Raw genomic sequence first — 13802 nt, 5'->3', positions numbered from 1 at the left:
ATTATATAACACGTTACTCACCCCCCACCATGTGCCATAGAATCAGTTGGGGGGAGGGGGTAGACGTGTATATAATAAGGAAATCCTAGGAAACTCCTGTATAAGTGTTTGGGTTGGAGTCAGATGAAACTTCATCTGAATGCTAGAATATATTGTTTACATATAGTAACGGGAGTAAACTTATAACCCATCAGCACATAGTATATATTGTAATGTCTGATAAGATGCTTAGACAAGATATGGAATCTCACCATCGTGTTGAGAAATTCCGTGATATAGTCGAAGAACAAACTGGCTGTAGACCAACTGCAAAAGATGCTGAAGCGCGTCTAACTGAACTTGGTCTAAAGATGTACCGTGACGAGAACATGAACACAATGTGAATTAGGATAATTAACTCTAGTGATAAAATATGGATATTGAAGATGTACTTGATAAACTCGAAAACGCAGAATCGATTGATGAACAAATAGATGTATATGATGACTTCATCGATACTATCGACGCGATAGACCGATTGAAGGTCTTGCGCCCAATCCTTGAAGAAATAGCTGATGAGCTTATTGAAGGAGAGATTTCGGAAACTGAGGCTGATGTTTATCAGACAGTCTTAGCAGATATCGATGCTTCTCCGATGAATAAAACGCAGATGGGGGCGACTGTCTCTGAATTCGAGAAAGAAGCTCGGAAAAATACAGCTGGAAACCAAGTCAAGATGCAACTTGATGACTGGTTGGTGAAGAACATTGAGAAGGTGGTTGTTGCTCGCTCAACAGATTCAAACGTTGAGACAACTTATATCTGGGAAGTAAAGGGTAGTGACAATATTTTAGAGACGGAGGAACACCACTATAGTTTCAGCACTCTGAAGAAAGAAATATACAAGCAATTTGGTGTCTCGACCCTCGAGCCAGAGCTTACTGATAATGATGAGTGGGGGAATTGGATTGAAGGATTCATTTCCGAAAGAGAAGTCGAAGAGGAATACACAGGCACCCGAACTCAAGTCATCGAAGAAATCCAGAGGAGGGTGTCTGAATCAGAGGCATACACTGATTTCGAGATGGCTTTCCAACGAGGCCGTGTTTATTACGATGAAGAAGATGATGTTTATGAAATCCCATCTAAACTCATCACATCCGTTTGTGAAGACTACGGTATAAACAACAAAGCTCTCCAAACTGAACTTAAAAAGAAAGGCTGGGTAGGTGATGGAGGGGTTTCTGAGAATAAGACCGTTAATGGTATCAATGTGAGATATTGGCGGCTTCCGTCTGATTTTGCTAACGCCAACCACGTTGACCCTGATGAAACGGAATTCGATACGTCTCGCTATGAGGCGGGTGAGGAGGATGAGCAGTGAAGAGAAATACCCTGTTGTTGGCCGTGATGAGTACGACGTAACAGAGTCAGTCAAGCTCGATGGGCCACCAGGTCATGGTAAGACTGAGCAGATTAAACGTCGTACAGAGGAATTCCTCAAAGAGACTGATTCCACGATACACAATGTGATGCTGGGGACGTATCGGCGGTCTCTGTCCCAAGACCTTATCAATACGTTCGAGGATGGGGAACTCCTCCCACCGAATTTCAGTTTGCAATCCAGCTACATGGGTACGATACACGCAAACTGTGATAAGATAATTCGCAAGAAGACGGACCTGAATATCAGTAACAAGGCAACTGGATACGCTCAAAAACTATTCTGTCAAAAACACGGCCTCAAGTACTTCGGAGATACGAAACAGGAACTAACGGGCGGTAAAGCTCTATTCAACATTTTCACGTGGATGGTAGCCAACAAAGCCACTCCTGAACAGGTTCCCCAATATAAGTACGATACTGTTCGAGATGCTTGTGACCGTCATATCGATATTAGACGGCTCTGGCAGGAGTGGCAGCAGTTCAAGCAGAACCCTCCAATTCACAAATTCAATAATCTCGAAGAGGGGGACGAGTTGTATGATTTCGATGAATCATTGCTAATCGTAAGTCAGAGAGAACTTGTCCCAGAGAATGTAGACTTGCTGATTGTCGATGAAATGCACGATGTGTATCCAGTGATGAATGATGTTATCCAGATGTGGATGGAGAAAATGGAGGATACGACCTTCATCATCGCAGGTGACAAGAACCAAGTTATCAATCAATATCAAGGCACATCTCCTGAATTCTATGAAGAAGTAAACCTCCCAGAAATCCATCTCCCCGACTCATACCGATGTCGTGCAAACCACTTGGAGTACGCACATAGTATTCTATCGAAGCATTTTGAGCCACCACGAGTAGAGAATTGTAGAGGAGGTGGCTCAATTACATCTGTCAATGCTTCTCGAATGGAATACGATAATCGACGTAGTGAATGGCGTGTCCCATCATCTCTGAATAGCCCTTCCTCACTGTATGAAGAACATGTTGATGATGAGGAAACTGCACTCTACCTTGTTAGAACAAATCTCCAAGCAGAGGCAGTAGCGAAAGATTTGGAGAGAGCGGGGATACCATTTGAATCAGACTCAGTAAATGATTGGAAGGACTCTGGACTTCTAGATTTGTATAACGGGCTCTGCACTATCCGAGAAATACCATCAGATGTAGAGTATACTTGGGACAGTGGTTTCGCTCTCAACCTTGGTGATGATACTGAGATTGATGGTGATGAACTTCTAGCTGTGCTTGACGCAACCCCTGCAGAGTATGTAGCAGATAGTAAACTTGATGCCGTCAACGTTGCTGAAGGTATAGAATCATATCCACTTGATAATCTCCATAATTTCTTCGAAGAGAGTTTCTTTGCAGAAGTACACGCGAACCCTGTTGGATTACTTCTGAACTCAGTTGATAAGAAGAAACTTGCACACCTTGCGGACAAGCATAGTTGGACTCGAATCCACGAAGATGGTATCCGAGTAAAATTACTCACAATTCATGCGAGTAAAGGGATGCAGGGGGACAATGTGTTCCTCTATGATGGGATTCCAAAGCGGATTCAAGACCAGATAGAGAAATCGCCTGAAGTAGACAAGAATGAATGTAGGACGTGGTATGTGGCTACCACACGCGCAAGTGATACACTCGTAGTCGTACGAAATGCCTTTGATGGGTATGAACCTTCTCCGTATCTCCCTCCAATTCAAACTGCTAATGGTTCATCCCAGTCGGGAGTGGTTCACCAATGAGAACCCAGCAGTGTCTCACTGACCTCATTGAATTCTGGCATGAGTGTGATACGGAACGAGTGAAGGAGTACATCACAGAGGAACGTGACTGGCCTGAAGAGATGGTAGATGAATTCCAACTTGGATGGGCCAGCCCTGATTGTGAACCTTACCAGTACCTCATCGACCAGGGGTACTCCCATGAAGAGATTATCAGTACTGGAGCGTTCACAGAAGATGGTAGCTCTCTGTGGAATGGGAGATACGTTTTTCCATACTTTGATTCGGAGAATAAACCTGTGTACGCCATAGCTCGAGCAACAGGTGATAAAGGAGGTGGTGCAGCAGGCTACGATGGCCATTCAGAAGATTTCTTATCTGGAAAATACGCTAAGCTCTCCCACACGAAGGAGTACGCGCACGTAGACGAACCAATCTGGGGTCTCCATTCAACAGATAAGACCTCCAACTTCGTCGTCATTCCTGAAGGTATCGCTGATGCTATGGCTGTGGACCATCATGGGCTCCCTGTTCTCACCCCTGTTACGACGACGTTCAAGGACAAACACTATGATGTACTCGTAGATATATTCGAAGAGCAAAACAAATCTGAAGTGTATCTTGTTCCTGATTCAGAGCCTGTCCAAGAGACTTGTCTATATGGTGTGTCCGCAGGTGTAGAAGGGGCTCTCACATCTGCTTACAATATCTACGAGAGGACTGAAGATATTGAGGTGTATATTGCTGAACTACCTCGAGAAAAAGGAGTTGATAAAGTGGATGTTGATAGCTTTCTATCAGAGAATTCTAAAGCTGAATTCGGTGAAATACTCAAAAGCGCTCGTGAGGCTTCAGAGTGGGATGCTTACGAAGAGATAGCAGCGGACAAGAAGGAAGCTGGAAGTATTTCTGATTACGAGCCTGTAGAAGCTGATGAGGTCTCCGCTATCTATGAACTAACGATGGACGATGTAGTTCCTGAAGACCTTGGTGATAGGGGTGCAAATCCACTGGGTCATATAGGTAACTCGAAGAACTACTTCCGACGGGAATCGGAAGAGGTCTACTACGATTTCAAACGGAAAGTTGGCTATAATGCTTTAACTTTCATACTTTGTGAGATTGGTGAGCGTGATGTTGGAAATCCAAAAGGCCCACTCACAGATGAAGAAGTCTGGAAGGTCTGGACCTATGCAAAACGTGAAGAACTAATCGCTGAGGAGGACCGCGTACCTGTGAAGGCCATGCGTCATGTTGCTCGTGAAGAAGGCTTAGAACCGAACGAGGAAGGGATGCTATCTACAGAAACGTACAATCATGTGTTGGAAACTATCGATGATGTAATCGAATCTGGAAGACAACCAATTGAGAGAAATAGTGCTGTGGAATTCTACGAAGACAAGTCTGCGTACTATAACGTCGATGTAGATAGGGTGAAGTCTGCTTGCCCTATTATTGAAGACCTTGATAGTTTTGAGGCAGATGGTATCGTTTGGACGGCAGATGAAGTGGATGGATACCTCCCCACACTAGCACTCGTCGCTCTCCAAACAGACTATGTTGAGACTCCATTGGATACCTCATGGGCTTCAGACCTCACTGATGAAGAATTCGCTGACCTTTGTTCTACTGCCCGCGATTCCTATTTATTCACTGGTAAGCCACCTTATCGAGCGCTACTGGGGATTGGTCAAAAACTTGGTCTCCCACAAGACGAAGACGGGAAACTAACCAACACTGGGAAGGAAATTGCATCACAAGCTTTCTAATGCATTTCATATTTTACCAAGGATTTATAGTAATGGAATAACTAGTATATATTGAGGGAACTCCCTCCAAGTACATCTTCATACTCCTATGATTTCAAAGTCAGAGAGTAGCTTCTGCTATAATCTTGTGTCCGCATCATTCTGTGAATCGGGTAGTCCTTTTTTATATTTTCTTTACCTAGTAATGTTGTATGAAATCTAGCTCTGTAGAAGAATCTAATTTAGATGAACTGGACCACGTAGACGTAGAGACGATTGACGAATTCGTATCCCGAGAAGACGGTGAAGGCTACCAGCTTTCGGTCTGGGTTACTAACCACAGTGAGAGCAAATTAGTCACGTACTCCCGCACGTCAGGCGCGTATACGTTCGCGGAAGAGGAACACTCAGATATACTCGAGGCACTGGACCATATCTTCCAGACGGCGTGGTCTCGGTACAGTGATGCAGATGAAGTAGCACCTCACCTTTGTTCAGAGGACGCGTACGAGGTCGTGGTGACGGTTGCACTGATGATGAGTGTGAACCAGTGGAAAGTACGTTCTCTAGCTCACAGCGATTCTTGGTGAAGTTAGATGAAGATACTGAATTCGTTGGTGGACGTGGACCAATTGTTCAATTATTTAATATAACCCTCATCACTCATGGGAAGCAATTAGTTGCCACTACATCATCATCTACTTCCTCAGCATATAGCTTCCAAATATCATAACCCGTAGGTTTTGACCCATGAGTTTGAGCATATTTCTTGGCCAATGTATTCAGAGAATGATTCTCCCCTTTTGAGGTAGTCATCCGCTCAAAGTTTCTTTTTGCTATTCTTTCAACAGTGGTTTTCGTATCATCCCCTCTTTCTGACGTATACCCACAGTTTTCACACTCCCAAGCTGGTTTAGCAATTTCGAACGTCTCAGATGGTAGTCTTCCCTTTGTGAGTTCTGTCTGGCATTTTGGACAATATGGGGTTGGCCAAACGTTGATTCTCGTATTTGAATTCCCAACAAGTTCTGTTGAGGCTCTCCAACTAACGCCGTTATAAGATATACATCCGTGCAAACTGTCGGGCATATATTCTTCAATATCGTCATCCTCATTCGATTGTTCGTCTGTGGTATTTCTTCTACCTATTAGATATCCAAGGGAAATTAGAGAGGTATAAATGATGATTCTCTGTATAATTGGGTAGGTAGAGACCAAAGCCTGGTATACAGATAGAAGGAAAAAGATTGCACTCGGGATACCTGACGCGAAGAAAGAAGCAATCTCAATCAGAGCCCATAGCCCACTGAGGATGACTGCGGTTGTTTTCCACTGTTCCATTAGTTGACCAGTTAATAACAGTACTACTTGAATCCAACCGTCATTGATTGGAGGCAAGAGGAGTTCAGATTTGTTTATTAATGAGCAATATCGGAGTCTTTTCATTCTACAATCTCTTAATTTCTAGCTATGAATGCCCTCGAGCAGAGAATACGGGAGTGCAAACGGTCGGCTCAGCGTAGTGGACGGACAGAAAGAGAGGTAGCACTCAAACGAATTTCCCTATGGAAACAAGTCTTGACTGAGGTATCGGATGACTACCGAGGTCTTGACGACGATGAGTTTGACCAATTGATTGAACAGGAGATTGACTCGTTGAGAGAACACGAGGATTAGTTTCTGACCACTCTCACCCTTGCCTCGAGCGCATATAAAGAGACAAAGATAGCACCCACATACTCTGTTCGTATACTGTTTATAACAACTATCTTACGTGCAGAGAATGGTTAGCATGGACGACCTCACAGGTTTCCAGCGTGACTTGCTGTACGTCATCGCGGGCAAAGAGCAGCCATCAGGACAGGATGTCAAAGAAGAAGTAGAGCAGTACTATAGCAATGAAATCAATCACGGGCGCTTGTACCCAAATCTGGATACGGTCGTCAACAAAGAACTAGTAGAGAAAGGGCAGTTGGACCGTCGAACTAATTACTACGATATCACCGACGAGGGAGAGGAGCTAATCGAAGACCGTCGTGAGTGGGAGGAGCAGTACGTGGACTTCTAATAGTACCAGCTTTCAAGGGTAGCGGACAGAGAATTCCTTAGCCTCCCTATTTACATGATAGATTCTATCACCTTCTTCATCAGCAATAGTTAGAATCTTAAAATATATTGGGAGTATGACTTCTTCCTCATAATCTGTGAAATCGTACTCCCTATTAGAACCTCCAAGATGCTCATCAGCATACCAGAGATTAATCGGGTTAAATTCTATTTCTTCACCTGATTCTTCCTCAGTATCGTACCAGAGAACTATGCTATCTTCTGGTTTTGTTCGAAAGCGGTGTGTAGCATCCGTCACTTCTTCAACCTCCTCCCAATCCCCAACATCGATACCTACCATATACTGCTGTACACAGAAACGTTAGAAAAACTGTGTGGCTTAGAGCTTATCGAGGAATTCCCTCCGTTGCTCCATTTTCTCTTCCTGATTCCTTGCATCATAGTGACGCTCGAGAACCTTCGGACTCACGTTAGCTCGGTCAGCTACTGCTCGAGTAGGCCAGTCACGATTCAGCCAGTGGGTGATTGCACTACGCCTGATTGCGTGCGGGCTCACAGACGACGGGCACTCGTACGCGTAATCGTAACTCGTTGCTCGACACTCGTCAGGGTCAACGTCCTCGTGCGGGCACCCGTCGTATTTGCACGGGCGCGTGAGGTTATAGATGACGTTCCTGAGGGTGGTCTTGTGCATCCTTCCTTGCGTGGTCGTCACCATGGGCTCACGCCCGTACTCGTCCGTGATGTCTGCCCGATGGTGTTCAAGCCAATCGTCCAGAACCTCGCACGTATCGTCTTTTAACCCCACCACCCGTTCTCCCTTCTGCCCTTTCTTGAGACGAGTTCCTTCATCTGGCCGATGCTCAATGGTGAGGTACTGGTCCTCTCGGTTGTAGTCACTCACATCGAGGGACTGTACAGCGCTGATTCGAAGGCTGCACCTCCACATCAACATGAAGGTCACATGGTGACGTTGAGCATAGTCGAATCGATTGAGGTAGTCCAGTATCTCTTCCGCCGTATCGGAGTCAATGAACACGTCCCTGCTCCTGTCCTCATCCGATAGCGTGGGTGACTGTACAGACTGATGGAGGTCTCGAGGAACGCCTTCTATCGATTCGAGATATTTGATGAAGACACGTAGCGTGTCCATCTGAGTTTTCTCGCTAGCTGGACTGAGGTCACCATCCTCTCTTCGCCAATTCCTGTATCTCTGTATCTCTCGTCCAGTGAGCTCGTTTAGATTCTCGATGCCTTCTTGGGAGCACCAGCGTACAAAGTGGTTGAGTCGGTACTCCTGTGATTGAACGGTGCTTGGTGCAGCTTCCCGCTTCTTATCTTGAAGATACAGCGTCTGTGCCTCTTCGGGACTGATGGGTTCCAATCTGTCTCTGGACATGGGTGTGCAATTCAATGACAGAGTGGACGCCCATTATTTTCAGACGGGAGATGGTTCGAATCCGTCAGGGCCCATCCACTACAAACCCGAAGTGTGGCCGAATCTTCTTCGGCCGCTAAGCGGGTCCTGAACTACGCGAAACGCGACTTTTCCGTTTCCGAACAACCCCGTTCTGAAGCTAAACCGAACCAGCCACTGGTTCCGGGTCGCTGCCTTCTTGCGAAATTAGTAGCCGAAACGGGGTGGTCTGCGTGACGGTCGCACCGTGGCCGTCGGTCGACAACTCGACCTGCGACCACTGCGGAGCCCATGTCACCGACCGGTTCCGCCGCGTCTTCGGTGACGACGGCGATCGGCCCCATCGTTGTGGAGACTGCGATACGTACGCGCGGCTGAGCCGCGGCTCCGCTGCTAGCGTCGACGTATCGTTCCCCGATCCAGAAACGTCGCCCGGCCGGCACGGAGGTGAGGGCGATGTGTAGCGCGTTCGTTCCGGCGAGCCAGCTGTACGATGTCAAGAGTCGGGCGTCCATCGCCCATCCGGCCCACCAAGCAACCGATGAGGACGTTCGTCGCGCCCTCGGGGATCGGGAAGTGCGGGCCAACGGTGGCCGGTCCTCGAGCGAGACTGAACGATTAAGTGGTATCGAGAATCCGTTCCGCAATAATGACCAGTCTATAAAGGAGATATGTTGCGGCCAATCCGATCCCCATCCAGAACCATGTCACGAAGGTCCCTCCCTCGTTCGTCAGGACGACGCCAACGACTCCAATAGTCATGAAAATAGCGATTATTTCAAAGGTTGTCTGCCTTATTTTGGAATCCTTCTCGGAGGACATAGTGAGCGTTCTCTAATTAGATACCGTAAATGTTGGGAAAAATCTACGCCCGTACTCGAAGTCAGTCGCCATTCACTTCAGTCAGGTACTGACCGAACAGACGGTGGTTCGCGATGAGCCGCCTCGTTGAATCCAACGGGTGCGAGCGGTGCGGTGATCGCGTCGGCGCACTTCGCCGGCTCTGTGCCGACTGTACGCGAGCCGTTCGGAACGCGCGGGAGGGCCCGCTATGAGTTCTCGAGCGTCGGAACTCGAGAGTTCGAAAGCCAGCGGCGATGCCCTCGAGGCGGAGATCGTCCAGGTCGTCGACGAACTCGAGTTCGTCAGCGATCACACCGCCACGTGGCACGACGCCCGGACCACGACCGTCCTCGAGGCGAGTCAATCGCTGCCGTTCTACGGGATCGTGCTCGTTGAGCCGGCTGTTCCAGTCGAGATCAAAGGCTGCCAGATCGAAACGAGCAACGGCAGTCGGTCGACGCGCGGCCGGTTCTACGTTAAACGAGCGGCTCACGAGCGACTGCTCGAGTCGGCTGGGATGTACCTGTTCGTGGTGTACCTCCCGCGGCCGGGACTTCCACAGGTAGCCCGGGCGATCGTACCAGCAACGCTTGTCGACGAGTTGCTTGCCGGGCGGTGGTACGAGGTCGGCGGCTCGCGTTCCGAACAGGAGGTCGCGAAACTCGCGTGGTCGCACGTGATTGATCCCGCGGGCGTCGATCCGGAGGTAACCGTAGGTGGTTCGCGGTGACGGTCCGAACGACCTACTTCGGCGGACTCAACTCGAGTTTTGAGCCGGGTGATGAGGACGACGTATTTGGCGTTGTTCGCTATCCGCGGGAGTTCGTAGACCGAATCACGGATCGGAACATTCCGGCCGTTGCGCCGCCGGAGGATCTCCTGAACGCGTACAAGGCCGTCGAGGAGGCCGCCGACGAGAACGGCGAGCCGAACCCGGCCGGCATCGCGTGGGACTCCGTCGATTACGAGCGGCGGTATCTCCAGTCCCTTGAGCAGCCGGGACCACAGACGGTAATCTCGGAACTGGCCGATCGTCACGATGTGACCGAGCAAATCGAGGAGACGCTGTTGAACGCGCTCCACTGGGAAGACATCCCGCTCGGGCCCGACGGCAGCGGTGTCTACATTGCGGACGATCACTTCGACGCCGTCGCTCGCGACAGTCCCGTCGAACTGTACGAAGATCCAACACCGCGCCTCGAGGCGAAGTCCGATCACCTGTTGATGACGACGCTTCGAGACATGGGCGAGACCGAACGGGACGTGACCGAGACGGTTGCGACTGACGGCGGTGCGACTGTCGACGGTCTCGCCGACCAGCTGGGAAAGCATCCGGCGACGATCTACCGAGCGATCGAAGATCTCGGTGAAGTCCTCGAGCTAGATCAGGGCGACGTATCGTTCCGGGCTCGGAAGTACCGCGAGGAACTCCGGGCGCTCGTCGAGTCGGCCGAGTACGCGATTGAGAGTTACGCCGATCGGATGCAGCACATCATGGGCTTGGCCGATCACGTCGCCGAGTCGTCGCCCTTCCAAGAATGGCTCGCGAAGAACGGGGCCGACCTCGAGTTCGACGAGAACGGCGAGCCGCGACAGATGCGGATCGATACGATTCTCTCCCGACTGAAATCGGATAGCTTCGAGAACGTCGCGACGATCGCCAGCGGGGCTCTCGAGAAGTGGTCGAAATCGGGGAACGATCCGACGGCACTCCGCGGGATCGAGTTGACCTGGAAGACTCCTGGCGGCGGAACGGAGTCCGGATTCGTCGGTGCGATCGCCGATCGCTGAAGCGGCCTGCATAGTGGCAACACTCTCGGTATCGCTGTTTTCTACAAGTTCGGTTGGATAATCGCCCTGCTTGGACAACTCTGGTTGTAGCCAGCGCCTCGAGGGCGGGGTCGGCACGGCGATCGAGCCGCACCGCATGCGGGGTCGTTTCGCGCTTCGCGCGAAAGCCCCCTTGGCGGGTGTCCCCAAGGGGACTGAGCCAAAAAAATTACACCGCCCCGCCCCTCCTCTGCACAGTAGACTCCAGTCGAAGCACACGAAACAAGGGTTGGGATTCACCCCTCTACAGGGAGTTCGAAAACTCTCGTTCCTCCTCCTAGCGGAACACTCCCCAAACGAGCCGAACCCAGCCTTCCAACGGCATCATATGTGAACTTTCCAAGGCTGATCTGGTTTTTTGCGAGTTCAAATATCCAGGCCAGAATGCTGAATGTAAAAACCCAGCCGAAGGCACCGAACTCGATAAAGAAAGATGAGAGCCAATCGAAGCAGTCGCTGACCTGGTTAGGAATACGTTCCACACTTATTCCAGCTACAATCTTGTCGGCGTAGTCATAGAGCGGTTTCAAGCGGTCATACCACTCTTCAAGTAAAAAAATCCGAATCATGGATCCATATTCGTCACGAGACACACGAATTGTTTTAGAATCGTTCGATACGTACGAACCGTGAATCGACATGTTTGCTCCAGGTGATGAATGAATATAAGAGTTTTACCTGTGGTACACAGAAACTGCCCCTAAGGGGGCAGGGAAATTGCGCGGCACGCGCTCTGCGCGCCGCGCTCGCGAAAAGATGAATTGGCCGATACCGGATAGTACAGAGGGGTTTTAGCAGTGGTAGGTACAGGTGGGACCATGCTAAGTAGAATTAGTGGAAACGCTTAGGCGGGGTCAGAAATTGAGCCGATTGTGCTCTCGGAGGAATGGTTCTATTTCGATCTAAGGAAAGCCCAGTAGATCAGCGGTTTATTAGATATATTTGAATAATTGAATGAGGCCAGTAACTAGCCCAACGATAGTGGATAATATGAGGATCGGTTTCCAGACTTTTCTTGTGCTGCTATATTCTCCTTCGCCATCTGTTCGTATCATGACGAATGGGGATACGTAATCAATAGTTGCTGATATAGTGATTGCCACAAGACCGAGTAAAAGAAATGTCGCGTCATACCTATACTAGGTATGATAGATAGGGACGCCGAAAAATGGCAGTAAGAATTTCATCTGTGTACTTATCAAAGATCCTATGTCTACTAAAATGACAGATATTCAGACACGAATGTCGAAAAACGAACGGATTTTTGAATACTCATTACGGCGAGAAAAGGACTTCACGGCATCTTTTCTGCCGCTTATCCAGTCATCATCCCCGCTTAAGGATAGAACGTGCTGATCGGTTCTACCATTTCCAGATATAGTTCCAGTTCCAAAGTCTGTCCTGATAGTGATGTCAAATTTCATTATGTCCTTAGGTGAGAATGAATTTCCAAATAATGAATTCATATCCTCAAACTCTCTTACACCATTTTCATCATATGCCTTGATACGCAATTGAGATGTTTCAGAATCGGATGTGAGGATCCGAATTAGATCGCAGAATGTTTCTTTGCTATAATGTAACGAATCAATTTTCACTTTCGATCTACGCATCTATAACGCATCATGAAGCACCTCTGTTTGATAAATTGTTGGTCAAAACCACACTCCAACTAACTCTAATTCCTTCCCCCGTGGGGTTGCACGTCGACAGAATCGGTTTCCCGAATATGCACACGAGTTGCGACTCGTCGTGTGCATATCGTGGGCCGATCTGTTGTTTGAGCCGCCGTTATTCTCTGGACGGCCGACACGTTCCGCCGATTTTGGGCCGAAATGGGCCGTTCAGTGAGCCGAAAAAACGAGGATTTCGGGAGTCGTGTGTACGAGCATGCGAATCAGAACCGACGGCGACTACGCATACCGACGAGACGCGATCGAACGTGCAGCCGACTTCTACGACTGCAACAAGACGAAAGCCGTGGTGAGTGCCTGCGATGACGTTCCGAAGTTCGTCCAAGCATCCCGCCAAGTCCTCGAGCGCGACGACCTCTCCCTCGAGCAGCGCCGGGAGATCGCCGAGACCTTGTCGACTCGAGCAGTGGACTTCGAGATTGACACCGAGGTCATCACCAAGACAGAGTGAGAATACCGCTCACCAGCAGGCTTTTGCAGAGGGGACCGTAACCGTAGACCATGAGCCTCACTACCGACGACTTCGCCGAATTTATGGCTGGCGACCCGGAGGACGAAGAGACGGTGCCACTGGGTGATGCGCTCGACGAGCTAGCTGTTGACGTTGAGGTTGACGCTGTCGAAGAGGTCCGCGATGTTCGTGAACGGATATGAAGCTCTTTCTCGATACGAACGTTATCGTTGCCGCGGTCACTAAGGACACTGATCGGTCCGAAACTGCTGTTCAGGCACTCAATGAGTTCGATGAGACGTATACCTCTATACTGAACCTCATGGAACTTCGAACCGTCCTCACGAAGAAGAAGGCGTTCGAGCGTGATCGCGTCGAACAGATCGAACAGCGCATAAGTTCTCGGGCAACTGTTACGTTCCCTGATGCCTCAGATATGGTCGCAGCCAATCAATTGCAGAACGAGACGCTCCTATATCCGATGGACGCACTCATACTTGCAGCAGCCGACGCGATCGATGCGACGCTCGTTTCGTTCGACGCTGAGTTACGTGAGCACGGCGCGAAGCGTCCTCACGATCTCATATAGTCGGG

The 13802-nt window shown here is 49.2% G+C and carries 16 protein-coding genes and 1 pseudogene; 11 read left to right on the top strand and 6 right to left on the bottom strand.

The annotated features are described in order from the left end of the window. Window positions 1-212: 212 nt before the first annotated feature. From FEJ81_RS23350 to FEJ81_RS16545, 4 genes are read left to right on the top strand one after another with little or no spacing between them, the layout of a single operon-like run. Window positions 213-383: a hypothetical protein gene (locus FEJ81_RS23350; protein WP_175416454.1), complete on the top strand. Its 171-nt coding sequence runs from the start codon at window positions 213-215 to the stop codon at window positions 381-383. A 29-nt stretch (window positions 384-412) separates the two neighbouring features. Then, on the top strand, window positions 413-1363 hold the full coding sequence (locus FEJ81_RS16555; protein ID WP_138246326.1) for a hypothetical protein: 951 nt from the start codon (window positions 413-415) through the stop codon (window positions 1361-1363). Continuing rightward, window positions 1353-3179 carry a 3'-5' exonuclease gene (locus FEJ81_RS16550; protein WP_175416453.1) on the top strand — a complete coding sequence of 609 codons (1827 nt, stop codon included), beginning with the start codon at window positions 1353-1355 and terminating at the stop codon, window positions 3177-3179. Before FEJ81_RS16555 ends, FEJ81_RS16550 begins: the two co-directional genes overlap by 11 nt. After that, window positions 3176-4927 carry a hypothetical protein gene (locus FEJ81_RS16545; RefSeq protein ID WP_138246324.1) on the top strand — a complete coding sequence of 584 codons (1752 nt, stop codon included), beginning with the start codon at window positions 3176-3178 and terminating at the stop codon, window positions 4925-4927. Before FEJ81_RS16550 ends, FEJ81_RS16545 begins: the two co-directional genes overlap by 4 nt. Before the next feature lie 642 nt (window positions 4928-5569). Here FEJ81_RS16545 and FEJ81_RS16540 read toward each other — a convergent pair. Next, complete coding sequence (locus tag FEJ81_RS16540) at window positions 5570-6247, bottom strand: hypothetical protein (RefSeq protein WP_138246323.1); 678 nt, start codon at window positions 6245-6247, stop codon at window positions 5570-5572. 451 nt (window positions 6248-6698) lie between these two features. On the opposite strand from FEJ81_RS16540, the gene FEJ81_RS16535 reads away from it, so the two are divergent. Further along, complete coding sequence (locus FEJ81_RS16535) at window positions 6699-6974, top strand: PadR family transcriptional regulator (RefSeq protein ID WP_138246322.1); 276 nt, start codon at window positions 6699-6701, stop codon at window positions 6972-6974. Window positions 6975-6986: 12 nt separating this feature from the next. Here FEJ81_RS16535 and FEJ81_RS16530 read toward each other — a convergent pair whose 3' ends face one another. Together FEJ81_RS16530 and FEJ81_RS16525 are read right to left on the bottom strand one after the other, a co-directional pair. Then, window positions 6987-7313: a hypothetical protein gene (locus FEJ81_RS16530; RefSeq protein WP_138246321.1), complete on the bottom strand. Its 327-nt coding sequence runs from the start codon at window positions 7311-7313 to the stop codon at window positions 6987-6989. A 39-nt stretch (window positions 7314-7352) separates the two neighbouring features. After that, window positions 7353-8372, bottom strand: coding sequence for a tyrosine-type recombinase/integrase (locus FEJ81_RS16525; RefSeq protein WP_138246320.1), 1020 nt, complete (start codon window positions 8370-8372; stop codon window positions 7353-7355). A 242-nt stretch (window positions 8373-8614) separates the two neighbouring features. Here FEJ81_RS16525 and FEJ81_RS23820 point away from each other — a divergent pair, with 242 nt between their 5' ends. Beyond that, window positions 8615-8854 carry a DUF7563 family protein gene (locus tag FEJ81_RS23820; protein WP_138246319.1) on the top strand — a complete coding sequence of 80 codons (240 nt, stop codon included), beginning with the start codon at window positions 8615-8617 and terminating at the stop codon, window positions 8852-8854. 154 nt (window positions 8855-9008) lie between these two features. Here FEJ81_RS23820 and FEJ81_RS16515 read toward each other — a convergent pair whose 3' ends face one another. Next, window positions 9009-9212 carry an Mn2+/Fe2+ transporter gene (locus FEJ81_RS16515; protein WP_138246318.1) on the bottom strand — a complete coding sequence of 68 codons (204 nt, stop codon included), beginning with the start codon at window positions 9210-9212 and terminating at the stop codon, window positions 9009-9011. 229 nt (window positions 9213-9441) lie between these two features. Between FEJ81_RS16515 and FEJ81_RS16510 the strand changes: the two genes are divergently transcribed. Both FEJ81_RS16510 and FEJ81_RS16505 read left to right on the top strand, forming a co-directional pair. After that, a complete protein-coding gene (locus tag FEJ81_RS16510; protein ID WP_138246317.1) occupies window positions 9442-9963 on the top strand; it encodes a hypothetical protein in 522 nt (173 codons plus the stop codon). 296 nt (window positions 9964-10259) lie between these two features. Further along, window positions 10260-11024: pseudogene (locus FEJ81_RS16505) on the top strand (DUF7845 domain-containing protein); the annotation flags it as partial. Between the two features lie 275 nt (window positions 11025-11299). Here the strand turns inward: FEJ81_RS16505 and FEJ81_RS16500 are convergent. Both FEJ81_RS16500 and FEJ81_RS23340 read right to left on the bottom strand, forming a co-directional pair. Then, complete coding sequence (locus tag FEJ81_RS16500; protein ID WP_138246315.1) at window positions 11300-11704, bottom strand: hypothetical protein; 405 nt, start codon at window positions 11702-11704, stop codon at window positions 11300-11302. Window positions 11705-12295: 591 nt separating this feature from the next. After that, the gene (locus FEJ81_RS23340) at window positions 12296-12676 is read right to left on the bottom strand and encodes a hypothetical protein (RefSeq protein WP_175416452.1); all 381 of its coding nucleotides are present in this window, start codon (window positions 12674-12676) and stop codon (window positions 12296-12298) included. Between the two features lie 277 nt (window positions 12677-12953). On the opposite strand from FEJ81_RS23340, the gene FEJ81_RS16485 reads away from it, so the two are divergent. From FEJ81_RS16485 to FEJ81_RS16480, 3 genes are read left to right on the top strand one after another with little or no spacing between them, the layout of a single operon-like run. Further along, window positions 12954-13208, top strand: a complete 255-nt coding sequence (locus FEJ81_RS16485; RefSeq protein WP_138246312.1) for a DUF7692 domain-containing protein — start codon at window positions 12954-12956, stop codon at window positions 13206-13208. Between the two features lie 50 nt (window positions 13209-13258). After that, entirely contained in the window at window positions 13259-13411 is a 153-nt protein-coding gene (locus FEJ81_RS23335; RefSeq protein ID WP_175416451.1) for a hypothetical protein, read from the top strand. After that, window positions 13408-13797, top strand: coding sequence for a PIN domain-containing protein (locus tag FEJ81_RS16480; protein WP_138246311.1), 390 nt, complete (start codon window positions 13408-13410; stop codon window positions 13795-13797). The genes FEJ81_RS23335 and FEJ81_RS16480 overlap by 4 nt, the downstream gene beginning before the upstream one ends. Window positions 13798-13802: the final 5 nt, after the last annotated feature.

It is taken from the genome of Natrinema versiforme (assembly GCF_005576615.1).
Classification (GTDB): domain Archaea; phylum Halobacteriota; class Halobacteria; order Halobacteriales; family Natrialbaceae; genus Natrinema; species Natrinema versiforme_A.
This window is presented reverse-complemented; position numbering and strand designations above follow the sequence as displayed.